At 39.5% G+C, this 23444-nt stretch carries 21 protein-coding genes and 1 tRNA gene; 12 read left to right on the forward strand and 10 right to left on the reverse strand.

Translation table 11 applies throughout. The features are described from left to right. Nucleotides 1-104 precede the first annotated feature (104 nt). Nucleotides 105-1946, reverse strand: a complete 1842-nt coding sequence (locus tag H6G73_RS18735) for a GAF domain-containing protein (protein WP_190607244.1) — start codon at nt 1944-1946, stop codon at nt 105-107. 91 nt (nt 1947-2037) lie between these two features. Here H6G73_RS18735 and H6G73_RS18740 point away from each other — a divergent pair, with 91 nt between their 5' ends. Then, nucleotides 2038-3177, forward strand: coding sequence for a quinone-dependent dihydroorotate dehydrogenase (locus H6G73_RS18740; protein WP_190607246.1), 1140 nt, complete (start codon nt 2038-2040; stop codon nt 3175-3177). Between the two features lie 96 nt (nt 3178-3273). Here the strand turns inward: H6G73_RS18740 and H6G73_RS18745 are convergent, their stop codons facing one another. Next, the gene (locus tag H6G73_RS18745; protein ID WP_190607248.1) at nt 3274-4035 is read right to left on the reverse strand and encodes a hypothetical protein; all 762 of its coding nucleotides are present in this window, start codon (nt 4033-4035) and stop codon (nt 3274-3276) included. Nucleotides 4036-4604: 569 nt separating this feature from the next. Here H6G73_RS18745 and H6G73_RS18750 point away from each other — a divergent pair. Beyond that, a tRNA-OTHER gene (locus H6G73_RS18750) sits at nt 4605-4745 on the forward strand. Nucleotides 4746-4933: 188 nt separating this feature from the next. After that, nucleotides 4934-6535 (forward strand): TROVE domain-containing protein, encoded by a 1602-nt coding sequence (locus H6G73_RS18755; RefSeq protein ID WP_190607250.1) that lies wholly within the window; start codon nt 4934-4936, stop codon nt 6533-6535. 298 nt (nt 6536-6833) lie between these two features. Here H6G73_RS18755 and H6G73_RS24295 read toward each other — a convergent pair whose 3' ends face one another. Continuing rightward, a complete protein-coding gene (locus tag H6G73_RS24295) occupies nt 6834-6980 on the reverse strand; it encodes a hypothetical protein (protein WP_206756241.1) in 147 nt (48 codons plus the stop codon). Nucleotides 6981-8113: 1133 nt separating this feature from the next. On the opposite strand from H6G73_RS24295, the gene H6G73_RS18760 reads away from it, so the two are divergent. Further along, a complete protein-coding gene (locus H6G73_RS18760) occupies nt 8114-8638 on the forward strand; it encodes a LabA-like NYN domain-containing protein (protein WP_190607252.1) in 525 nt (174 codons plus the stop codon). An 87-nt stretch (nt 8639-8725) separates the two neighbouring features. Then, nucleotides 8726-10318, forward strand: a complete 1593-nt coding sequence (locus tag H6G73_RS18765) for a 2-isopropylmalate synthase (RefSeq protein ID WP_190607254.1) — start codon at nt 8726-8728, stop codon at nt 10316-10318. A gap of 29 nt (nt 10319-10347) precedes the next feature. Here H6G73_RS18765 and H6G73_RS18770 read toward each other — a convergent pair whose 3' ends face one another. The 3 genes from H6G73_RS18770 to H6G73_RS18780 form a co-directional block, all read right to left on the reverse strand. Further along, entirely contained in the window at nt 10348-10773 is a 426-nt protein-coding gene (locus tag H6G73_RS18770) for a DUF29 family protein (protein WP_190607255.1), read from the reverse strand. Nucleotides 10774-10924: 151 nt separating this feature from the next. Continuing rightward, entirely contained in the window at nt 10925-11338 is a 414-nt protein-coding gene (locus tag H6G73_RS18775; protein WP_190607257.1) for a hypothetical protein, read from the reverse strand. Nucleotides 11339-11394: 56 nt separating this feature from the next. Then, nucleotides 11395-11709: a ribbon-helix-helix domain-containing protein gene (locus tag H6G73_RS18780; protein WP_190607258.1), complete on the reverse strand. Its 315-nt coding sequence runs from the start codon at nt 11707-11709 to the stop codon at nt 11395-11397. Nucleotides 11710-12174: 465 nt separating this feature from the next. On the opposite strand from H6G73_RS18780, the gene H6G73_RS18785 reads away from it, so the two are divergent. From H6G73_RS18785 to H6G73_RS18795, 3 genes are read left to right on the forward strand one after another with little or no spacing between them, the layout of a single operon-like run. Further along, nucleotides 12175-12726: a GNAT family N-acetyltransferase gene (locus H6G73_RS18785; protein ID WP_190607260.1), complete on the forward strand. Its 552-nt coding sequence runs from the start codon at nt 12175-12177 to the stop codon at nt 12724-12726. A 21-nt stretch (nt 12727-12747) separates the two neighbouring features. Then, nucleotides 12748-13254 carry a hypothetical protein gene (locus H6G73_RS18790; protein WP_190607262.1) on the forward strand — a complete coding sequence of 169 codons (507 nt, stop codon included), beginning with the start codon at nt 12748-12750 and terminating at the stop codon, nt 13252-13254. A gap of 27 nt (nt 13255-13281) precedes the next feature. Beyond that, the gene (locus H6G73_RS18795) at nt 13282-14727 is read left to right on the forward strand and encodes a RecQ family ATP-dependent DNA helicase (protein ID WP_190607264.1); all 1446 of its coding nucleotides are present in this window, start codon (nt 13282-13284) and stop codon (nt 14725-14727) included. 54 nt (nt 14728-14781) lie between these two features. Here H6G73_RS18795 and H6G73_RS18800 read toward each other — a convergent pair whose 3' ends face one another. From H6G73_RS18800 to pheS, 3 genes are all read right to left on the reverse strand, one after another. Next, the gene (locus tag H6G73_RS18800) at nt 14782-14985 is read right to left on the reverse strand and encodes an MAE_28990/MAE_18760 family HEPN-like nuclease (RefSeq protein WP_190607265.1); all 204 of its coding nucleotides are present in this window, start codon (nt 14983-14985) and stop codon (nt 14782-14784) included. Then, nucleotides 14982-16097 (reverse strand): DUF262 domain-containing protein, encoded by a 1116-nt coding sequence (locus tag H6G73_RS18805; RefSeq protein ID WP_190607266.1) that lies wholly within the window; start codon nt 16095-16097, stop codon nt 14982-14984. Before H6G73_RS18805 ends, H6G73_RS18800 begins: the two co-directional genes overlap by 4 nt. Before the next feature lie 125 nt (nt 16098-16222). Then, complete coding sequence (gene pheS, locus H6G73_RS18810; protein WP_190607268.1) at nt 16223-17215, reverse strand: phenylalanine--tRNA ligase subunit alpha; 993 nt, start codon at nt 17213-17215, stop codon at nt 16223-16225. 362 nt (nt 17216-17577) lie between these two features. Between pheS and surE the strand changes: the two genes are divergently transcribed. The 4 genes from surE (at nt 17578) to H6G73_RS18830 (ending at nt 22014) form a co-directional block, all read left to right on the forward strand. Next, a complete protein-coding gene (surE, locus tag H6G73_RS18815; RefSeq protein ID WP_190607270.1) occupies nt 17578-18375 on the forward strand; it encodes a 5'/3'-nucleotidase SurE in 798 nt (265 codons plus the stop codon). Between the two features lie 287 nt (nt 18376-18662). Next, nucleotides 18663-19559 carry an MBL fold metallo-hydrolase gene (locus H6G73_RS18820; RefSeq protein WP_190607271.1) on the forward strand — a complete coding sequence of 299 codons (897 nt, stop codon included), beginning with the start codon at nt 18663-18665 and terminating at the stop codon, nt 19557-19559. Between the two features lie 316 nt (nt 19560-19875). Then, nucleotides 19876-20979, forward strand: a complete 1104-nt coding sequence (locus H6G73_RS18825) for a bifunctional riboflavin kinase/FAD synthetase (RefSeq protein ID WP_190607273.1) — start codon at nt 19876-19878, stop codon at nt 20977-20979. A 126-nt stretch (nt 20980-21105) separates the two neighbouring features. Further along, the gene (locus tag H6G73_RS18830; RefSeq protein WP_190607274.1) at nt 21106-22014 is read left to right on the forward strand and encodes an AAA family ATPase; all 909 of its coding nucleotides are present in this window, start codon (nt 21106-21108) and stop codon (nt 22012-22014) included. Between the two features lie 51 nt (nt 22015-22065). On the opposite strand, the gene H6G73_RS18835 is transcribed toward H6G73_RS18830, so the two are convergent. Further along, nucleotides 22066-23406, reverse strand: a complete 1341-nt coding sequence (locus tag H6G73_RS18835; protein WP_190607276.1) for a TldD/PmbA family protein — start codon at nt 23404-23406, stop codon at nt 22066-22068. Nucleotides 23407-23444 lie beyond the last annotated feature (38 nt).

Below are 23444 nucleotides of genomic sequence, written 5' to 3' on the forward strand. Positions count from 1 at the left end.
CTTCAGGATTGTTATGAATATACTCGACTATGTTGCTCATAATACCAGGTTACATATGCGATTTTATCTGGTTATATCATAATTTTATTCTTTTTCGGAGATGTCTAATGGATAATAGCTTCTTGCTTGATATTAATTTTGGCATCAGCTAACAAGGTAAACTGATTATCTGTACAGACACCACGAATAATTGACGCTTCCTGATCATCTGGTGACCAAGACAGCATAAAGCCAAAGGGACAGCCGAGAACAGATGCTATTTGCTTGATGGCTGCCGTGGGTGTGATCTTTTGAGCGGAATTTGTTAAGATATCTAAGTATTTTTTGGCAGTTTGAGCAATTTTGTGCTGGTCTTCGCTGAAAGTCCGCATTTGCCAATGACGGATAACTACACCCAGATTTTGAGCAAACACCCACAGGAGTTCTTTTTCCAGGTTTTTCCAAGAGCGGTGACTATCATGGGTAATTAGTAATAGTAGCTCTGGAACACGACCTTGGGTACAGTTACAGATTAAAAGCGATCGCACACTATTCTCTAGCAACTGCTTACGCCAATTCAATAACCGTAAATCTTCCTCAAAATTTTCAATTTCTAAGGCTTGTTTGGCATTTTGCAACAGTTGAATATCGACTTCTGACAGTTCACCCAAAGATAAATTTAAATTGCGACGATTAGGCCGTACACTTTGAAAAATAATTTCATATTTCTTTTGATTGCTATCATATTCTAATAAAACAAAGCGTGTAGCCGTTAAACGTTCCAACAGCCTAGCTGCACAAATATGCAAACTAGCATCAATATCTTGTTCCTTATAAATAGTTTGAGCAACTTGCTGAGTTAATTGGGTATCTTGTTGAATTTGTCTAATGGTGGTTTCCATACTATCAGTAGGAGCCACTAGAGAAATAAAACCAGATGCTGCTTGCACAAAACTCATTTCCGCTTCTGACCAAATGCGCTGTTCATGACTTTCAACAGACAAGAAACCCAATAAGTCTTTTTGCCAAATAATTGGTGCAGCTAATACTGCTCGCACACCTAAACGCTGCAATAACTTATCTTTAAAATGACTCTTCAGAGAACTGCCAGTCTCCGTCACCCAAACCACTTGATTCACTGCTAAAGCATAGTAAAAATCACTTAATTCCTGAACAGTGATACCTGCTGTAGCGGCACTAGGATTACTTAAATCCCGACCCATATTAATCAAATGATTGCTCATTCGACACCAAAAATACCGCCCTTCCCGTTCTAGCCAATAAATATTAGTCCGTGATGGAGCCACAAATTGATGAGCCGCTTCCACAACTGCTTCTAGTCGTTTATTCAAGCTGCCTAAAGACCGGATATTTTCCAACAGTTTTAACAACGAATCGGTAGGAGATTTAGAAAACCTGGAACTTCTGTCTTTTTGAGCCAGGACTACTCCTAATTCTCCAATCACTATAAATAGTTTGGCTCTGAGTTCTCCTTTCAATAAATAACCCCACCTTTCAGATCCCAATAACACCAGACCTAAGAGGTTATTTTTGTAACGAATCGGTAAAATTATTGTCCCTTGAATATTATATTGAGCCGCTACTTCTTGCCATTCTGGAATACGAGCTTCGGCCTGTAAATTTGAAACACCAACTGGACATTGTTCATTGACTACTTGCTCTAATAAATTTCCCTCATAAAGACGGATATTGCGCTGCAATGCATTATGGTCATTATCTGGAGTCCAACCACCTCTACCATATAAAGTGTGATTGAGTGGATCATAAAGGGCCAGCCAAATTAACTGATATTCAAACTGTTCTAGTAAATAAGTAACTGTCGTTTTAATCAAAAAATCAAGATTATCCTCCTCGCGGAGGCTGTGAAGAACTTGACCCAACAATAGAATTTGTTGTTCGGATGATTGAGGTCTTTGTGGCTGCCCCATCTGATTATCAGTCACCATAACTTGTAGTAATATATAAAATGCTTATGAAAGCATCGTGCATTTAATCAAATCTGATGCTTTTTCACAAATCCACAGATGTTAACCTAATTTGGATACTTATCAAGCTATTATCAGGCCAATTTTGTTCAATCTGGTGAAGGCAGATCCAGAATGGTTACACCAGCAAACAATGAACAGTTTGCTTTGGCTATCGGCAACAAAAGAACACCCCCTTGGTAGCTGGTTAAATAATTGCTTACAGCAGCATTTGTGTCTAAGTGATAAACGTTTAGAACAAAATCTGTTGGGAATAAATTTTGCCAATCCCATAGGTTTAGCAGCAGGCTTTGATAAAGATGGCATTGCGGCTAACATTTGGTCTAGTCTTGGTTTTGGCTTTGCAGAACTGGGTACCATAACCTACCATTCACAACCAGGCAATCCTCGCCCTCGATTATTTCGCCTACCATTAGATCAAGCTGCTCTCAACCGGATGGGTTTTAATAATTCCGGTGCAGCAGCAGTAGCTGCTAGACTGAAACAGGATAAGTTAGAAATTACCTCGTCCGTATCTTCACCCAAAGGAATTAATTTAGGTAAATCTAAGATAACACCCTTGGAGGACGCAGCGCAGGATTATCTAGAGAGTTTTCGCTTACTGAAAGATGTAGGCGACTACTTTGTTGTTAATGTATCATCTCCCAATACCCCAGGATTGCGATCGCTCCAAGATGCCTCCCTACTCAGTTCAATTTTGGATGTATTGCAGCAAGAAAATACATCACAAAAGCCGTTATTTGTCAAGATAGCTCCCGATTTAGAATGGGAAGCGATCGCGGATATTATTCATCTGGCTCAAACCTACAATCTAGCTGGGTTGATTGCTACCAACACCACCATTAGTCGTGAAGGACTGAAAACCCAAATTATTGAACAAACAGGCCAACCACCCCAAGCAGAAGCTGGTGGCATCAGTGGAGCACCATTACGCGATCGCTCCACAGAAGTGATTAAATTTATTTACCAGCAAACTCAAGGCCAAATGCCCATCATTGGTGTAGGTGGCGTATTTACCACAGAACATGCTTGGCAAAAAATCACCGCTGGAGCCAGTCTCATCCAAGTCTACACAGGCTGGATTTATGAAGGGCCACTCATGGTTAAACGGATTCTTACTGGTTTACTAGGCAAACTAGAAGAACACAGCTTAAATTCCATCAGTGAAGCAGTAGGAATGGAAAATAGGTGACAGGTGACAGGTGACAGGTGACAGGTGACAGGTGACAGGTGACAGGGAACAGGTGAAAGTTATGAATTGCTTTCCCTGTTCTTCCTATTTACCCACCTATTCATCCAAAGGAAAGAATTCCCTGGTTTTTTTCGAGTATGACCAAGCAATCCCATCAGGATCGCGGTTACGGCTCCATTCAGGGAAATCAGGATCATTACGTCGTTTATATACCGTACTGGAATAGACGTTTAGCCGTTTAGCTAGTTCCGACTGAATCAACGAGCCAAACATTAACTGCTTTTCCAAAGGTTTGCTAACCTGCTGTTCCGTTGAAGGTGGTAAAGATTCAGACTCTGTTTCTGTGTCTTCCACCAGTTCCACTGCTTCAGATTCCGTTTCCACTGCTTCAGATTCTGTCGCTGGTGGCGCTAACAAAGAAAGAGCAGTTTTCGTCACTGGTTGAGGTGGAAGCTCTTTAACAGGCTCACTACTATCAAGTATGTCACCCAGAATACTGGCAGTCATAAAGTAGTATGACTGCTCATCCTCCTCTGATTTCAGTACACTAGCTCCAAATTCTGTAGCCTTACTTTCCAAGTAGCGTTTAGCCACAGTTCCTGAAAAATTGCCTCTAATTGCCAAATCTATAGGTGTAATTTTTCCCTGATTTTCGCGAATTAGCTGATAAAAAATTGGGTTAACTTGCTCACACCATTTTTCCCATCGATACTGCTGCCACAGATTAAAGCTAATTAGTACCAGCAATATGATCAGCAACACTCTCCAGGTAGAAACCAGGAAAACGATCAAAAAGGAAATTGGCAAAAGTAGAACAAGAAAACTTTTTCCCGTAGTTTCTATAGTTTTTTCACTCATGCTGATTTATGCCAAGTGAATTTTTGCAAAATCATATATTATCTTGGCAAAAATCGGGACATTTTTTTGTATAGTTTGGCAAAATTATGGCAAATTATCAGGCAAAACCTTTACTGGGTATTGAATACAAGCCATATAAATAAAAAAACTCTAGCCTCTAACCAGAAAATATCAACATTCAAGGCAAAAATTTTTCATCCCAGGTTTGCGAAAAAAACAGCCTTGTAACTTGTGTAGTTAATTGATGTGTTACGCCTAGCAGATACTTTAAGCATAAATGCTTATTTAACTATGAGAAAATCAATTCTTTGAGTCACTTGACAACTAGAAATTCTTGTATTACATTAATACTACAAAGCAACCTCATACAGGAGTTAGCTTTTCAATGTAGCGGATAGCTCAAGTGCTAGAGCGCCCACCTTGCCTTTTTAGGCCGACCTATCGAGGGTTATCGTATTTACATTCAAAGACCCTTGAAAACCATCCCGGAGATGCAGACTAAATTTCTGCTCCGCTACACCCAAAACTATTTATATTGAGTTTCTACAATCTCACTTTTGAATTGTTCTGTAGTGGGTGGCGAAATGGTAAACGCACCAGATTAAATCCTTAATTTACTTTCATTGCCTGAAAAGGCCGATTAATTGAGGTTTATCGGGTTCTGGCGACTAAATTAGTCTTGTAGGTTCAAGTCCTATCCCGCTACACCAAACCCAGAATTTTGAATTTTTATGTGGCAGGTAGCTTAGAAACACACCTTGCCTTTGAGGTAGAGACAGACCAACTAGGTTTGGAGAGGTTGCAGCTATTGCTCAAGCTATGGGAATAAATCCTTCTCTGCCACCTTCCAGTTTTCGCTGGAAATAAAATTTGCCCATCCGGGCCGGGAGAAGAAGCCATGAATTACAACTTCTTTACTAAAAACAAAACAACTACACCCCAAAATCAGCCTATCCCTGGACGAGAAGCAGAGATGATGAAGGGACGTAGTGGCGGCTTCATGTTTAATGCTGGTATTTGGCAAATGCTGCGCCGTTGTTTGTTAATTGGTACAGCGCAAAGCACATACTACGCAGGTAAACAGGAGCTAACAGAAGACTTTGTTAATGTTGTTAAACAAGCTGTGGCAGAAAATCCCGGCCGAGTTGCAGAAGAAATTCTCTATGCTAGTGATGGCCGCGCCATTAACAACAGCGCGCCGATATTCGCCTTAGTCTTGTTGTCTATGGGTGAAACACCAGAGGCTAAACAGGCTTTTGGAGAAATCTTTCCCCAAGTTATCCGTACTGGCAGTCACTTTTATGAATGGCTGAACTACACCAAATCTCTTCGGGGTTTTGGCAAAATTGTACGGGAAGCTGGCAAAGCTTGGCTGTCAAAAGAAGATGTCAAAGGTTTAGCTTATCAACTTTTAAAATATCAACAACGTCAAGGCTTTACTAATCGAGATGCGCTGAGGTTGTTCCATGTTTACCCACCTACAGAAAATCACCGTCAACTATTTGAGTGGGTGGTGAAAGGTTGGAAAGAGTTACCCGCAGACATACCCTCAGCCGCTTTAGCTCAGATTTGGTGGTATGAGTGGTTAAAACGAAATCCCAGCGAAACCCATACAGCTATTTCTCAAGGGCATTTAACCCATGAAATGGCTGCTCCTGTGGGCAAAATGGATCAACAAGCTTGGAATTTGCTCTTTCAAGAAATGCCTATTGGTGCAATGTTGCGGAACTTAGGTTCTTTGACAGAAATAGGTGTGCTCAGGGCTGATGAAGGCGCAAATTTACACCGTGTCGAAGCAGTTCTGAATAGTCCTGAACATCTGCACAAAGGTCGTATCCATCCCATTGATATCTTGAAAGCACTCAAAACCTATCAATCTGGTGGTAGGTTAGGACGCAGCAAGAAAAATTGGCAACCAGTTTCCCGCATTGTCGATATTTTGGAAAAGGCTGTGGAACTATCTTTTGAGGTGGTGCAACCTACGGGAAAAGTGTTTATGCACGCCGTAGACATTTCTAGTTCTATGGGTTGCTGGGTTGCAGATATGGGCCTCAGTTGCTGCGAAATGGCTACGACCATGGCTTTGGTGACAGCTAAAGCAGAGAAAAACTATGAAATTCGCGGTTTTTCTACTCAGTTTATTGATTTGGATATTACTGCCAAAGATAGTTTTAGTTCTGCGGTTCGCAAAGCTAGTAACCAAAATTTTGGGGGAACTGATGCTGCTATAGCTTATGACTGGATGATTCAGAATCAGTTCAAGGCTGATGTGGTCTGTTTTTGGACTGACTCGGAAAGTTGGGCGGGTTATAAGCATCCCAGTCAAGCATTGAAGGAGTATCGAAAAAAGGTCAATCCTGATGTGAAGGCAGTATATGTAACCTTGACTCCTTACCAAATTACTTTGGTAGATCCTCAAGACCCTTTATCTTGGGATTTGGCTGGTTTTGACTCCGGTACACCTCGTATTATCCAGATGTTAGCGTCTGGCGAATTGTAAGTTTTGCTGTAGATTGTCTGATGAAGGATAAATCCTCTTTTATCCTTTGTCTTTCTTGGCGGGTTTTCCTTCGTTCACAACTTGCCTTTCAGGCCGAAGAATGTAAGGTTATCGGTTATAGTCTCCACCATTTCTGGGGATGAGCGGGTTCAAATCCCGCACCCGCCGTTGTGAGTTTTAATTACAACTATTTTCTGCCAATTTAGCATACATATATTTTTTCTATTTTATCTTTAAACATATATATATAAAGGCTAAATCTGCCTGGCAGTATTAATAAACGAAGTTATGTAAAAATTTAAATTGCGGAGAAAGGCGATCGCCTTTTCGTAAAACTCGTCAACAAGGATGTAGAGTTAGCTGGCGGTACAGCCAATATCTTTAGTTTGCCATCCACATCTGCATGAATCGAGCATATCCAAGGTACAGGGTTTACCAAGCCCAACTAGATCAAAAACTCTAGCCCATACCAGAAGACAATCGGCAGCCTGTATCATCTTGGTGATAACCTGGGCATAGACTGTATATTTATAGAGGCATAATTTCAGTGGTTACAACTAAGCATATTGTTGCGGATATAATCTATAGTCCTGTTCAGGAATTGGTATAGATTAATCATCAATTGCAACAACTACAATATCTTCTGATGGGATAATTTAGACCATACCTTTCAGTAAAAGGACTCAGATTATGATTTTCCAACATCCGCACATAACTTAAATTCTCCACTCTTAACGCTAATACTAAAACAAGCGTGTTATTTCATGCTTATAAAATTCTTTTTTGGGGATTTACTTTATTAGCCGCAGCAAAACTTGATTTATTGGTTAAGGTAGACTTAGGTTATTCTGCCATATCGTCTAAATAATTAATTTAAGTACAACAACGGTTATTTATTTCCCCCATGTTTTATTACCAAATAATGTTGAAATAAGATTTACATGCCAATATTAAACATCTGTCAACTATTTTTTAATCCTAATCAAACCAAGATTAGTAAACTTGCTCCCAGCACCTTACCCAAACTACACAGCCCTCTGACTTCACTCAATCTTGTCTGTGAAAGTTACATAGACAAATTGCAGGGTTATTTTGCCTTAGGAATCACTAGCTGTCACATTCTCACCCCCAACACACTGTTGGTATCTTGATCCCAGGAACTACGACCAACTGTCATAGGAGAATGTCTCGTCACTAGTGACATATTGGCAAATGGCACTAAAAATCCTGGATATTGATAAAACAAGCTTATGATTGGGTATATATCCAAACATTACCTTTAGCCTAAACCTACCTCTTTGGGAGTAAACTTAACTGTTATCAAACACATAAAGCTGCTATTGAGTCAACTTTATTGGTAGATTTTGAGTACAGACTAAAGCCACAACACCTGGAGGTAAAACAAATTAACCGGTTATTACTTTAAAACTTTCACCCAAATTTAGGCTTTAAAAGAGGTAAGATAAAAGCTATACCTCAATATCTAGTTTATAGATATTAGCAAAGTAGCCAATTAATAATTGCTATAATCTATTGTTTTCTACTAACATTCATATCTATTATTAGGTGTAAATTTCTATGGGTTCTCCGATGAATCGTCTGTCTATTTTTGTAGACGGAAACAATATGTTCTATGCTCAACAAAAAAATGGCTGGTTTTTTGATCCACGGCGAGTCTTAGAATATTTCAAACACGAACAGTCAGAAACAACATTAATCAATGCCTTCTGGTACACTGGATTAAAAGACCCACAAGACCAACGTGGTTTCCGAGACGCACTGATTAGTTTAGGTTATACGGTTCGCACTAAAATTCTGAAAGAGTATTATGATGATGCCTCCGGTCGTTACTCACAAAAAGCGAATTTAGATATTGAAATTGTTGTAGATATGTTTAATACCGTTGATCAATACGACAGAGTAGTATTATTTAGCGGAGATGGTGATTTTGAAAGAGCTATCGAATTACTCAGATCCAAAAATACCCATATAACTGTAGTATCAACGGAAGGAATGATTGCTAGGGAATTGCGTAATGCTACAGATAGATATATAGACTTGAATGATATTAGAGACCAAATAGAAAAAGTTGAAGGACAATAGATATAACATTTATTTACAAATTTCAAAATAAAAATTACTGTTCAAGCTATTTAACCCTCACAATCACAACTACACATCATCAATCCCATGAATCAGCCAACAGACCGAATTATTATCTTTGACACCACATTGCGTGATGGAGAACAATGTCCAGGTGCGACATTAAACATTGACGAAAAGATTGTCATTGCTAAACAATTAGCCCGTCTAGGTGTAGATGTTATAGAAGCAGGTTTTGCCTTTGCTAGTCCTGGAGATTTTGAAGCCGTCAACAAAATAGCTCAAATTGTTGGTATACCCGAAGGCCCTGTGATTTGTAGTTTAGCTAGAGCTAAACATGATGATATCAAAGCCGCAGCAGAAGCGATTAAGCCAGCAGCTAAAGGCAGAATTCATACATTTATTGCCACTTCTGATATTCATCTCAAATACAAACTGAAAAAAACTAAATCAGAAGTCATAGCCATCGCGGAAGAAATGGTAGCTTATGCCAAAAGTTTCACTAATGATGTGGAATTTTCCCCGGAAGACGCGGGACGTTCTGATCCAGAATTTCTCTATCAAGTATTAGAGCGAGTAATCGCTGCTGGAGCTACTACAGTTAATATTCCTGATACAGTAGGTTACACTACACCTAGTGAATTTGGTGCATTGATTAAGGGCATAAAAGATAACGTGCCCAATATTGATCAAGCCATTATTTCTGTTCACGGTCATAACGATTTAGGTCTAGCTGTTGCCAACTTCTTAGAAGCCGTCAAGAATGGTGCAAGGCAACTAGAATGTACTATCAATGGTATTGGGGAAAGAGCCGGTAATGCTGCTCTAGAAGAGTTGGTAATGGCATTACACGTGCGGAGACAATACTTTAACCCCTTCTTTGGGAGACCAGAAGACTCCCAAGATTCACTCACCAATATTGACACCAAACAAATTTATAAAACATCTCGTTTGGTTTCCAATTTAACGGGAATGTTGGTACAACCAAATAAAGCCATTGTCGGTGCCAATGCCTTTGCTCATGAATCTGGCATTCACCAAGATGGTGTGTTGAAAAACAAACTCACCTACGAAATTATGGATGCCCAATTGATTGGTTTAACAGACAATCAAATAGTATTGGGTAAACATTCTGGTAGAAATGCTTTCCGTACTCGCTTGAAAGAATTGGGCTTTGAACTGTCAGAAACAGAGCTAAATAAAGCCTTTGTCAAATTCAAAGAAGTAGCGGATAAAAAGAAAGAAATCTCTGATTGGGATTTGGAAGCTATTGTTAACGATGAAATCCAACAAGCACCAGATTTATTCCGGGTTGAGTTGGTGCAGGTTTCCTGTGGTAGTAATGCTCAACCCACTGCTACAGTAACTCTCCGCACTCCCAATGGAGAAGAATTAACTGATGCAGCAATTGGTACAGGCCCAGTAGATGCAGTCTACAAAGCCATCAACCGAGTAGTGAATGTTCCCAACGAGTTAATTGAATTTTCTGTACAATCGGTAACTGCTGGAATTGACGCTATTGGTGAAGTTACCATCCGCTTGCGTCATGAATCTCGTGTATTTTCAGGTCATGCAGCAAACACTGATATTATCGTGGCATCGGCTCAAGCTTATGTGAATGCACTGAATAGATTGTATTCTGCCTTGCAACAACAAGGTAAGGAAGAAGTAAGAGCATAGAAGTAGTAGAGACGTTCTATAGAACGTCTCTACTTTGGTTGAATTAATTCCAACGCCTGAGTTAATATTTCTTGTTCTTCCACCATAGTTGCTAACTCTTCAGTTTCATAACGTCCCTCAAAGGCTTCTAAAGCTGCTCTTTTGAGTGCTACTTGATATCCTTGTTGGAGAATTTCCATTAATTCTGTTTGATTTAAGTAAACACCTCCAGATTTGCGGCGTTTATTGATTTTATTGATTTCCCGTACTGCATTTTCTATAGATATTTCCCAAGAACGGGTAGAACGTTTTTCAGCTTTTTGTTTAATTAAATGGATAAGAAGAATCACGCCATAACTATCAATTTTATTGATTTTATCACTGAGGCTCATTTCTTCTAATTCATCAACTAATAGTAAGGCTTCAGGAATTTTACCCTGTTCTAGAAGTTGTCTGAGTTCTAGTAGTTCTTCCATGTTATATTTTCTGCTTCATGAAAAACATTGATTTTAGTTTTAGCTAATATTTCTGCTTACTGCTATCTCAATTCTAAACTGAAAACTTTTCCAAAGAAAAACCCCTACCTGGGTTAATTTAGTAGGGGTTGTTCACTATTCTTAATTATCTTTAATCGTCTTTCTTAGCTTTATCCCGTGTTAGCAACATATAGCCACTAAAGACGCTTCCTAACAGCGTTGCTTGTGGTGTGATTACAATCGGAATAATGTCTTTAACAAAACTCCTCACGTTATCGGATTTGTCCAAAGCAATGTAGGATATAGAAATCAGAGCAACTAAGCTGGACGCAAATATCCCGGCCAGGAAAATCAGTAGTCTGGCTTTGTTGTCTTCTTTTTTGTGATCTAACACAAGTTTGAGGAATGCTTCCTCGCTTATTTCTCGTGAAACAGGTTCATCACCTACTGTACTTACTACAACTAACTCATCAGGAAGTAGAGAAGTATTTTTATTATCTTGAGTATCAACAGGTGTTAACACTTTATTAGTAGGTGCTTGTTGTTCAACGTTTTTAACAGTCATTTTAAGAAATTTTCGGTAGGGTTTGCTGGGTTACTCTCCCCACATCTACCCTGTCCTTACCTGAAAATCACCTCCCTAATCTTCTCATTGGGTTTCTGAAGCAGAATCTGAGATCCATTTTTTCTTTCTTTTAGAAAATAGGCTTCAGTCGCTATAGCTTTTCTAAGAGCTTCGCTTTTAGATATACCTTGCGTTTCCGCGAGGTATTGCAGTAGCTCGGCAGCTTCATCAGTCATTAAAACTGATATTCGCTTTCCAGAGGTAGAGTTGGGAGAGTCTTGCACACTTGGGCTTTGGTTTTCTCCTGAAACACCTGAATCCTGCCCTGTGTCTAATTTTTTGCCTTGTAGCGTGAAATTTGTGGTTGCCATGTTCTACTACTCGATTATCAGGTACTGAAAATGAAATATGTTGATACCGATTCAATAACAGAATGTAACAAATCTGTAGGTTGGGTTGAACAAAGTGAAACCCAACATATACATAGGGTTGTGAAATGTTGGGTTTCGTTCCTCAACCCAACCTACATCCGTCATATTCTCTTATTGAATTGATCTCACCTATTATTATATGTCATTTTTATGTTTTTGAGTAATACTAAAATAATATTTTTTGCACATCCTATTAATACTAAGGTATGTATTAGCTATGCTGGTTAAATATAGATAAGCGTACATTAGACAGGTTGATGAGACTTCTATCTAAAAATGTTATTTTGTCAGTGACGATGGAAAACACCAAAAGCATTGCAGATAAAGGGTTATACCCTTCTGCATCCTACAAAACCACATTGAGCGATAAACTCAACTAATAGAAAATTCTGACAAGGTGTATTAGTGCAGCTACAAATTCAATTAAATCGAGGTATAGACAACTCACCTGTTAACGCTAATATTGTTGAATTGTCTCAAAAGCACATTGATGATTATGAAAACTTATGGCGCGAACAATTGCGGGTTGTTCAAGCAGAAGATAAGTTTTGGGACTGGTTGTTTAAACTGGGATATATTACTAAACAAGATAACGAAGAAGGTTATGCACTTGAGTGTGAAGATTGTACTCAAGGGTTAATAATGATAGAAACCCAATTGCATGGTTCACGCTTGGCAATAGGACAAAAGTTAGTATACATACAGTACATTACCTCTGCACCTTGGAATCGTAAAGAAATCCAACGTCCTCCACGCTACAAAGGTGTAGGTACTGCATTATTAAGATATGCAAGATTGAGAAGTGTAGAATTAGGTTATGGTGGAAGAATTGGTCTACATTCACTTCAGAGTGCGGAACGATTTTATGAAAACCAAAATATGCTCAATCTTGGTGTTGATGAAGAATACGAGAATCTGACATACTTTGAATATAGTATTTTGAGACTAAAACAATAATATAAATATAGGAAAAAACTTATGAATAATAATCAAAATGTAGCAGCAGCTATTGATTTACTTTTTAATCCTACATCCCTTCAAGAAGCAATTAAAATTGAAGATGAAACCGGCTGTGATGTAACAGCAGGTTTAGAATGGGGTTTAGCAGTTCCAGCTTTATTAAAAAACCCTGCATTATTAGGAAGATTAACAAAATTGCGCGTATCACTTAACCGAGAACTGCGGTTACTTTTACAAGCCTGGAATTTGGGTATAGGAGAAAAAACAGCATTAGAAGTAGCACAGCAACGCTTAATTAAAAGACTACAATTACCTGAACCTGCTGCAATATCAACACTGCAAGAAATTTTAGAACAAGATGAAATATTTAATGTTGAAGAATTTATATCAAATCGAAATTTGTTAAAGTCGCTCTTGGGTATATTACTATTAGATAGCGATTGGGAAGAAATAGCTATAGCTGCTGCAAATTCAGTACGAGAACAGGTAATTTATCAAGTAGGTGTTAATCATATTTCCGCCTAAAACAATGATTTAGGCTTAAATATTACTATGAATAGCCCAATTACAAATTCATTAACTCAAATTCGCACAGCATTAAAAGAAATCTGGGGTTATGATAATTTCCGGTCTCCACAGGGAGAAATTGTCAACAGTTTGTTATCAGGTAAAGATGCTTTAATTATTATGCCTACTGGTGGGGGAAAGTCGATTTGCTTTCAACTCCCGGCTTTGCTAAATACAGGATTAACTTTGGTGGTTTCTCCGTTGGTAGCACTGATGGAAAATCAAGTGGAGGAACTAAAGCAGCGAAACCAAAAAGCGGCTCTTTTACATAATGAATTATCTTCTTCTCAACGTCGTGCGACTTTGCAAGCTTTAGAAAAACAACAATTAAGATTATTATATTTATCTCCAGAAACTTTATTGAGTCCACCTGTATGGGAAAGATTATGTCAACCTGAATTACAAATTAATGGTTTGATTCTTGATGAAGCTCATTGTTTAGCCCAATGGGGTGATACTTTTCGTCCTGCTTATCGGCGTTTGGGTGCGGTTCGGCCAGCGTTATTAAAAACAAAACCAGTAGGGACAAAAATTAGTATAGCGGCTTTTACTGCTACGGCTGACCCTTCAGCACAAAAGATAATTACTGATGTTTTACAATTACAAAAACCTGATATTTATAAACTCAATCCTTATCGGGATAATTTACATCTTAATGTGCGTATTGCTTGGACACCAAAAGGTAGAAAACAACAATTATTAAAATTTATTCAAAAGCATCACAATCAAGCTGGTTTGATTTATGTCAGAACTCGCAAAGATAGCGAAGAATTAGCAGCATGGTTAACGGAATTAGGATATAATACTGCTAGTTATCATGCGGGATTAGGGGCAACAGAAAGACGGGCAGTAGAGGCAAGCTGGTTAACTGGAAAAATCCCTTTTGTTGTTTGTACTTGTGCCTTTGGAATGGGAATTAACAAGAATAATTGTCGTTGGATCATACATTTTCATGTACCACATTTGCTATCTGAATATGTGCAGGAGATTGGTCGGGCTGGTAGAGATGGTAAACCAGCAGAAGCACTGACTTTAGTGAGTGAACCGACTGGGTTTTTAGATAGCGAAGATAAGCAAAGACGGCAGTTCTTTGAAGCACAAATGTTTAAACAACAAGAAAGAGCTAAACAATTAGCGAAAAAAATTCCGAAACAGGGGGAAATAACTGCCATAACGCGCCAATTTTCCGATGGGGCAATGGCGTTGTCTTTACTGCATAGTAATGGTGAACTGAAATGGCTTGACCCTTTCCATTATGTAATTAATTCTCAATCAGGGCATCAAGCACCAACCCAACTGCAAGCAGCTAAAGAAATGACGCGGTATTTGTATACTAAACAGTGTCGGTGGAATTTTTTGTTAAAGGCTTTTGGTTTTGGGGCAGAAGCTGAAAATTGGCGTTGTGGGCATTGTGATAATTGTCGGAAATAGATAGTCAATTTAATAGATAATTAATAAAAAGTGAAAAATTTCATAATGAATTATTTAGATACATTTAGCTGCTACTTTAACAAATCCTTCCCAATGAGCATAAAGTATAGTGATACCACTGCGAAGTAATGCTTTTCGTTTCCCTGAAGCAAAAGATTTTGAATCAATTAAACTTTTCAACGCTGAAAGCTCTACTTTCCGCCATGCAAGTTCTCTTGCTAGTATATCACTAAGCTGTTCTACGGTACGTATTTTCATGGCTGGAACAGTTTACGACCAAGGGGAATTAATCTTGTTATTCTTCGTTGTGCATTAGCATTTGACCAACCTTGACTCGATAAAATTGTATTTTCAGTATCTATCCAAATTTGCTTTACTTTTTCTCTGATATTAATAGATGAATTAGATAATTTTTTATAGTTATAACCAACACCTAAAGCTATTAACTCATAGGCTGATACCAAAAATCCTCCTAAAAACTTATCTTTAGTAAGAGAATATTTACGAAAACTATCAATTCCCATGTGTTGATTTAAAATTTCAAATGTTTTATTAAATGCATTTTCTTCCTCTGAATAATCAAAGTTTTGATTTTGAGATATTTCAATCATTCTATCTGTCAAAAATTCATTTAGATTATTGCTTATATTGACTATTTTATCTTCTTCTAAATTGCGAAATACTAAAAATTTTAATAACAATTCCATATCATATTGTTCAGCGATTGATTTTTCACTTAGTCCTACACAATCTCTAAATAGTTCATTTTGACTTAATTTTTTCATCCAATTAAACATCTCCCGATTATACATAACAAGAATACAGCTTCTTACTTCCTGTACAGTAGCTATTGAACCACCAGTGTTTAATCTTTGAAATAACTCATATTTTGCCTTATCATCACTTTCTTTTAGAATAATAGTCACATCAATTTTTGCCCTTTTGATCAAAAGACGCTGATGTTGTGTTAGAGAGTTTTGAGGATTATCATCATCTTCCCATTTTTTTCCTGCTAGACTTGGTAAATATTTAGTGCCTTCAAGAATTAATGGCTCAACATAGTTGTTATTTTCATCTTTGAGTTTTCCAATAAATTCATAGATCGTAGATAGTCTATTAAGACCATCTACAATATCCCAAACTCCATCTTCACGTTGAGCAACAAAAATAGGTGGAATAGGTATACCCAGTAAAACAGATTCTATTAACCTCGTTTTTTGGACTGTTGACCACCGAAAAAATCTTTGAAATTCAGGATATAAGTTAATTGATTTATCTTCATATAGACTGATCCATTCTCCAATAGACATTGAATAGTGATCTGATCTAATCTCCGGCCTCATTTTGTCAATTTCTTCCTGAAGCCCCATGTTCTTACTCCTATTTTTAAATTAAGAAAATCTGAAAAACCGACTTTTGGAAATTGTTAATATTTAGAACATTTTAGGGTTTGGTAAATTAGTAGTTGATTGACTATAATTTACCAATACCTAAATTAAAACTGTTGCAAAAAGCGCAAATCGCTATTATACAAACGGCGAATATCATCTATTTGGTGCAATACCATGGCAAAACGTTCTACACCAAATCCAGCCGCAAAACCAGTATAAATTTCTGGGTCATAACCGACTGCTTTGAGAACATTGGGGTCAACCATGCCGCATCCCATAACTTCTAACCAGCGTCCATTCCACTGCAAATCAACTTCCGCAGAGGGTTCGGTGAAGGGGAAATAACTAGCGCGGAAGCGAATGGGTAAATCACCAAACATTGCTTGCAAAAATATTTTGACTGTGCCTTTGAGGTCTGTAAATGTTAATCCCTCATCAATGGCTAATAATTCGATTTGGTGGAAAACTGCGGAATGGGTGGCATCTACATCATCACGACGATAAACTCTTCCTGGGGCAACGATGCGGATGGGTGGTTCCTCTTTTTCCATGTAACGGATTTGTACTGAGGAGGTGTGAGTCCGCAGTAAGTTACCGTCTGGGAGATAGAAGGTGTCCTGCATATCACGGGCAGGGTGGTCTGGTGGAGTGTTGAGGGACTCAAAGTTATAATAGTCTGTTTCCATTTCTGGCCCTTGGGCGACGGTGTAACCCATACCGACGAAGATATCTAGGGCCCGATCAATAATGCCGTTGAGGGGATGTATGCGACCTTGGGGGCGATAAATCCCTGGCATGGTGACATCTATGGTTTCTGCCTCCAGCTGTGCTTGAATTTGGGCAGCTTCTAGGGCAGTCCGTTGTTGATCAAGATGATTTTGCAGGGCTTCTTTTACAGTATTAGCGATTGCCCCAATTTTTGGACGCTCCTCTGCACTCATTTGCCCCATACTGCGTAACAGTGCCCCTAGTTGTCCTTTTTTGCCCAGATAGTTGACTCTGAGTTCCTCTAGGCGTTCTAAACTGGTGGCAGCGGCGATCGCTGCTTCTCCTTCTTGTTGCAGTGCTAAAAGTTGAGCCTCTAAATTGCTAGTCATTAGTAATTAGTAATTAGTTATTTGTCGGTGGTCATTAGTCATTAGTCTATAGTTCAAATTTGGGAACTAGAGGACAAATAACCTCTGTGGTCTGGCATTAATAAAACTACACCATTTCTCTTTTTATCAGCTAAAGACCCATTCATAAATCTGGAGTGATGATGGAAAGCTTCTATAACTGCTTTTCTCTGTTCCCTGTCACACCTAGATTCAGAAATGATACCAATTTGAGATTGGTAAATGGATTTGAGACAATACAGGTGATGTCAACTATGCTAATCATCGGCAAATCTCTTGACCTTACATCTCCCTGATTGTTGATTTTTAGCGATCGCTGACAACTGATCCTTGATTAATAACACATGAAACTATTAATTAGTAATGATGACGGTATTGCCGCTTTAGGTATCCGTGCTTTAGCAAATGGACTGGCAGAGGCAGGTCATGATGTAACTGTGGTATGTCCTGACCGAGAGCGATCGGCCACTGGCCATGGACTCACCTTACTACAACCCATTCGCGCGGAAATGGTTGAATCACTGTTTCATCCAGCTATCAATGCTTGGGCTTGTGATGGTACTCCCTCAGATTGCGTGAAATTAGCACTGTGGGCGTTACTTGATTCCCCTCCCGATTTAGTTCTATCCGGTATTAACCAAGGTGCTAACTTAGGAACAGAAATCCTCTACTCTGGCACCGTATCAGCTGCCATGGAAGGTCTGATTGAAGGTATACCGAGTATTGCTTTTAGTCTTGCTAGCCATACCTATAAAGAATTTGCTGCCGCTGCCCAGTTCGCCCAGTCCTTAGTTGACCAGTTAGCGAACTGTCCACTCCCAGAGTTGATGTTACTAAATGTAAATATTCCACCTGTTTCCTGGACAGAAATTGCTGGGGTGACCTTTACCAGACAAGGAGTGAGGCGTTATGTGGATGTTTTTGACAAGCGAGTAGATCCACGGGGCAAAACGTATTACTGGCTCACTGGAGAAGTGTTAGAAGATATAGAACCGCCAGCAGGCTTAAATTTACCGGAAAATATTCCTATTGATGTACATGCTATCCGTGAAAATTACATTAGCATTACACCACTGCAATACAATCTTACTTATGCTAGGGGATTGCAGCAACTGTCCACCTGGAAATTTAAATTTCAGTAAATTTTTGCGGCTTGAGTAAATTCCAGCTTCAAATAAATTCACAGGAGCACGGTATAAGCTATAGAATTAGGAGCTATCTTGAGATCATTAATTACATATAAATTTTGATAATCTGAGAGTTAGAACTGACAATTCTTCACTCAGCACTTATCCAAACAGTCCAAAAACAAGGTATGCTGTTTTACCAATAGATACTTGCTCACCAAAGTGGTAAGACAGCATAAACTAAACACCATAAGAAACCTTTTTTTTGATTAACCGCCCGCTCAGTCCAGCAAGCAACACCCATGTCTAGGATAGAGAACCAGTTTAACGTTGAATTTTGGGGCGTTCGGGGTAGCATCCCCAGTCCAGGGTCACATACCGTCCGTTATGGAGGTAACACTCCTTGCGTCTCTATGCAAGTGGGAGGTAGACGCTTGATATTTGATGGCGGCACGGGACTACATGTGTTAGGACAATCGCTGCTGCGTCAGATGCCTTTACAAGCTTACCTATTTTTCACTCATTCCCACTGGGACCATATACAAGGTTTTCCCTTCTTTACCCCAGCGTTTATTAAAGGCAATAAATTTGATATTTATGGTGCGATCGCCCCTGACGGTTCAACAATAGAACAGCGTCTCAATGACCAGATGTTACATCCTAACTTCCCTGTACCTTTGCAAATTATGCAGGCAAGTTTAAGCTTCCACAACGTTAAACCAGGGGAACCCATTCAAATTGACGATATTACTATTGATACTGGACATTTAAACCATCCAGGGGAAGCAGTGGGCTATCGAGTTAACTGGCGCGGTGGGGCAGCTGTTTATATTACAGATACTGAGCATTATGCTAATAAGTTAGACGAAAATGTCCTCAGGCTTTGTCACAATGCTGACATAGTGATTTACGATTCTACTTATACAGAAGCAGAATATCACTCCCCCAAAGCACCAAAATATGGCTGGGGACATTCAACTTGGCAAGAAGCCGTAAAAGTTGCCAAAGCAGCCAATGTCAAAACCTTAGTCATTTATCATCATGACCCTTCCCACAATGATGAATTTCTAGATAATGTTGGGCAGGAAGCATCTGAGCAGTTTCCGGGAGCGATTATGGCTAGGGAAGGTTTAGTTCTCCATGTGCCTGTATCCTCTTCTTTATCGGAATCTTATTCAGTCAGTCAATCTTCTATATAACCTACCAACTCTCTGCTATTTAGTGGAGAACTTAAAGCGATTTAGTGAAAAGTCAGAGGGATTGATCGAAATTAGATTAGATTGGTGATCAGAGCGCTCACAGCACCAGATTGTACTCGTTGCTGAGGTGTCCATGAAGATGGTGCCCCAGAACGGTTTCATCAAATCCCCAGCATTTGGGAGTAAATGAGAGTAAACTAGTCTGGCCTCCACTGCATCAGGCTATTGGTGGTATGGTGTGATTGGCTAGGGAGTTTGCCATGATTGATGAACTGACTGCTGATAGCGATAATTAACCTCAAATCCCAAAATCCAAGTGCTAAATTTGTCTCAAAATGGGTCTTCTGTGTGGGTTGCGGCTGCGGCCGAATTGGCTCTAACACCGACTGCTGTTGCTCTTGGCAAATTTGATGGTGTACATCTTGGTCATCAAAGGGTAATTCAGCCAATTTTGCAGTCAGCAATAGCTGAACAGAGATGGAGAAATGGGGAAACTCCAGAAGTCAACTTATCCCCTCATCCTGTAACTGCACCAAATCTTAACTCACCCCAAAAACGTGCCTACTCCACAGTTGTTACCTTTCATCCCCATCCCCAGGAATTTTTTACAGGCCAACCCCGTGCGTTATTGACACCACTGGATGAAAAAGTGGAATTATTGCGATCGCTTGGGGTAGAACAATTAGTATTATTACCCTTCGACAAAGAACTATCAGCCCTCTCACCGGAGGAGTTCGTTGAAAAAATTTTGGTTAAGCAACTGCAATGTCAAAAAATTAGCGTCGGTCAAGATTTCTGTTTTGGGAAAAAGCGTGAAGGTACAGCCCAAGATTTGCAAAGCCTGGCAGCTAAATACAATATTCCTGTCACCATTGTTCCCATTAAAACCTATACCGATGAACTGCCTCCAGACGGTCACAGCCTCGACCCAGAATTAACAGCAGACGACCGCATTAGCACATCCTTAATTCGTCAAACCCTGGAAGCTGGCGATATTCCCCAGTCTAATATTTTACTAGGAAGACCATATACTTTAACTGGTGTAGTGATTCCAGGGCAAAAGTTAGGTCGAACTATTGGTTTTCCTACAGCTAACCTCCAACTGCCAGAAGATAAATTTTTACCCCGTTCTGGTGTTTATGCAGTGCAGGTACTGGTGAGAGGAGAAGCAACATCGACTACACCCACTATGATTCAGGGTGTAATGAATATTGGTAACCGCCCTACAGTCAACGGTACCCATAGAGCAGTCGAAGTACATTTATTTAATTGGTCTAGTGATTTATATGGTAAAACCCTGATTGTCCAACTGGTCAGATTTTTGCGTCCTGAACAAAAATTCTCGTCACTAGAGGCCTTGAGGAGCCAAATTCAACAAGATTGCGCCGTGGCTAGAGAAATTTTCCGGACAGAATGCTAGTTTGTTAATGCTAATTGGGAAAACTCTAGTTATGGTAATAGGTAATTGGTAACAGGTAATTGGTAGTTAGAAAAACTACTCTCCCTTTTCCATTTCCTATTCTTCATTAAGTAATTTTCCCAGAGCATGAGAGATAAAATTGACGCTTTAACGCAAAATCTAGCTCGTACTATCGTCGGTAAAACAGAAGCCATCCGTTTAGTTATAGTGGCTTTATTGGCTGGTGGACATGCCCTGCTAGAAGATGTTCCGGGCGTTGGCAAAACCCTCCTCGCTAAGTCCCTAGCACAATCTTTAGATGGTCGGTTTCAAAGGCTCCAATGTACTCCCGATTTACTACCGACGGATATTACGGGAACGAATATTTGGAACCCAAAAAGCGGTGAATTTACTTTTTTGCCTGGGCCAATCTTTGCTAATGTCCTACTAGCTGACGAAATTAACCGTGCCACTCCCCGTACCCAGTCAGCGTTGTTAGAGGTAATGGAGGAATACCAGGTCACAGTGGATGGTGTTTCTCGTCCAGTGCCCCAGCCTTTCTTTGTCATTGCCACCCAAAACCCCATTGAGTACCAAGGGACATTTCCCCTACCTGAAGCGCAAATGGACAGGTTTATGGTGTCTTTAAGCTTGGGCTATCCTTCTGAATCGGAAGAACTACAAATGCTGGAAAATCTGCAAGCTGGTGTGCGGGTAAGTGATTTACAGTCTTGTGTGAGTTTGGCAGAAATATCTGAACTAAGGAAAATGTGCGCTCAAGTAAAAATTGAGACATCTTTACAGCAATACATTCTTGATTTAGTCAGAGCCACTAGACAAGATGAGGAAGTAACATTAGGGGTGAGTCCCCGTGGTACTGTGGCATTACAAAAAGCGACTCAAGCGATCGCTTTTATTTTGGGTAGAGATTATGCTATTCCTGATGATGTAAAATTTCTTGCGCCCCACGTCCTCAGTCATCGCCTCATTCCTAGAGGAGGACGCAATGCCAAAACTATTATCGCTAAATTATTACAATCTCTGCCTATTCCTTAAACCCAGCCAGGTTAGGGACAAAGTTGGGTGGGTAATACCCACCCCAAAATATTAATCTCCAGTAATGGAAAGTTCACTCACCCAAATTCGCGGACAAACTCCCCCAGGAGTTAACTCCACCTCTTTTTCTACATAAACAATTGACTTCAACAATTCCAAGAAATCACCAGCTACAGTAGCAGACTCAATACTGGTTTTCTCGCCTTTATTTACCAACCAACCATCAAAGGGTAGGGAGAAAGAACCTTGTAACGCCCTTACCCCGGCATGAAGTGCTTGTAAATCATCAATTAAAATCACATTTTCCGCAGTTTCCAGGCTCAATTCCTGTTCAGGAGTTGCAGCTGCAAATACATGATAAAAATTCGGACCGACACTTACCTTAGCACCAATACTGGCGTTACCTGTAGGTTGAGCATTGAGTCGTTTAGCAGTTCCCGCACTATGGAGAAACCCAGTTAACACACCCTTTTCTATCAACTGAACTTGACGGGTAGGAGTACCTTCACCATCAAAACTTTCTGCACCAATGTTAGCTGGATGCAGCGCATCATCATAAACAGAAAGTAAGGGTGAAGCAATTTGCTTACCAATATCATCAGCTTTCGATAAACTTTGATTATCAAGAATGCTTTGGGCATTAAATAAATTAGAAAAAGCGCCCAATAAGCTCAAGAAAGCTTCAGCAGAAAACACCACTTGATATTTACCAGACTTGATTTTTTCATAATTCAAGTGACTGATAGTTTTCTCTGCTGTTTCCTGAATACAACCAGCAATATCTAAATTTGCTACACTTTCTTTAACTCGATAAGCACCAGCACTGCGGGGTTTTTTTCCTTCTTCATCAGTTTTACTGTAAAGATAAAGGGAAGCTAAAGAATGAGATTCAGTTCTCAAAGCACCATCGCTGTTGAGATAAAAGCGGTCAATGTCTCGTTGTGCCAAACCATTATAGGGAACACCTGTAATTGCAGGATGGGCTTCTAAAAGTTCTTTTTCTGCTACAACTAATTTTTCGATTAACTCCGAAACTGGTGCTTGTGGTGCTTTATCTTGATGGGTGATAGGAATAGGAATAGTGGCTTCTGGGCTAAAATCAGGCACGTTTTCCTTTACACCAAAAAAACTAGCTTCATAGGCAGTTTTTAAAGCTAATTCTAATCCTTGAGGGTCTACATCTGTGGTACTAGTGACACCGATTGTATTGTCTTCATTCCAAACACGAACCGTCACACCAGAACGGTTAGAAGCCTTAACTTGTTTGGGTTCACCTTGGTCAACTTGTACACTGGTTTCATCGACTGTAGAACCATAAATGTCAAATTTCTTAATGCCTAATCTTTCAGCATTTTCTTTGGCGTATTTAGCAATTTCTTGAATTTTTGCCATAGTTCAATTCACAATTCAAAATTTACGATTTTACCTCT

Origin of the sequence: Richelia sinica FACHB-800 (assembly GCF_014698825.1) — a bacterium.
Classification (GTDB): Bacteria; Cyanobacteriota; Cyanobacteriia; order Cyanobacteriales; family Nostocaceae; genus FACHB-800.

Coding starts and splice junctions, on each gene's coding strand:
- H6G73_RS18735 (WP_190607244.1), bottom strand. CDS start 1,946: ATGGTGACTGATAATCAGATGGGGCAGCCACAAAGACCTCAATCATCC.
- surE (WP_190607270.1), top strand. CDS start 17,578: ATGAAACTATTAATTAGTAATGATGACGGTATTGCCGCTTTAGGTATC.
- H6G73_RS18775 (WP_190607257.1), bottom strand. CDS start 11,338: ATGACTGTTAAAAACGTTGAACAACAAGCACCTACTAATAAAGTGTTA.
- pheS (WP_190607268.1), bottom strand. CDS start 17,215: ATGACTAGCAATTTAGAGGCTCAACTTTTAGCACTGCAACAAGAAGGA.
- H6G73_RS18760 (WP_190607252.1), top strand. CDS start 8,114: ATGGGTTCTCCGATGAATCGTCTGTCTATTTTTGTAGACGGAAACAAT.
- H6G73_RS18745 (WP_190607248.1), bottom strand. CDS start 4,035: ATGAGTGAAAAAACTATAGAAACTACGGGAAAAAGTTTTCTTGTTCTA.
- H6G73_RS18800 (WP_190607265.1), bottom strand. CDS start 14,985: ATGAAAATACGTACCGTAGAACAGCTTAGTGATATACTAGCAAGAGAA.
- H6G73_RS18790 (WP_190607262.1), top strand. CDS start 12,748: ATGAATAATAATCAAAATGTAGCAGCAGCTATTGATTTACTTTTTAAT.
- H6G73_RS18820 (WP_190607271.1), top strand. CDS start 18,663: ATGTCTAGGATAGAGAACCAGTTTAACGTTGAATTTTGGGGCGTTCGG.
- H6G73_RS18830 (WP_190607274.1), top strand. CDS start 21,106: ATGAGAGATAAAATTGACGCTTTAACGCAAAATCTAGCTCGTACTATC.
- H6G73_RS18765 (WP_190607254.1), top strand. CDS start 8,726: ATGAATCAGCCAACAGACCGAATTATTATCTTTGACACCACATTGCGT.
- H6G73_RS18835 (WP_190607276.1), bottom strand. CDS start 23,406: ATGGCAAAAATTCAAGAAATTGCTAAATACGCCAAAGAAAATGCTGAA.
- H6G73_RS18795 (WP_190607264.1), top strand. CDS start 13,282: ATGAATAGCCCAATTACAAATTCATTAACTCAAATTCGCACAGCATTA.
- H6G73_RS18755 (WP_190607250.1), top strand. CDS start 4,934: ATGAATTACAACTTCTTTACTAAAAACAAAACAACTACACCCCAAAAT.
- H6G73_RS18805 (WP_190607266.1), bottom strand. CDS start 16,097: ATGGGGCTTCAGGAAGAAATTGACAAAATGAGGCCGGAGATTAGATCA.
- H6G73_RS18780 (WP_190607258.1), bottom strand. CDS start 11,709: ATGGCAACCACAAATTTCACGCTACAAGGCAAAAAATTAGACACAGGG.
- H6G73_RS18770 (WP_190607255.1), bottom strand. CDS start 10,773: ATGGAAGAACTACTAGAACTCAGACAACTTCTAGAACAGGGTAAAATT.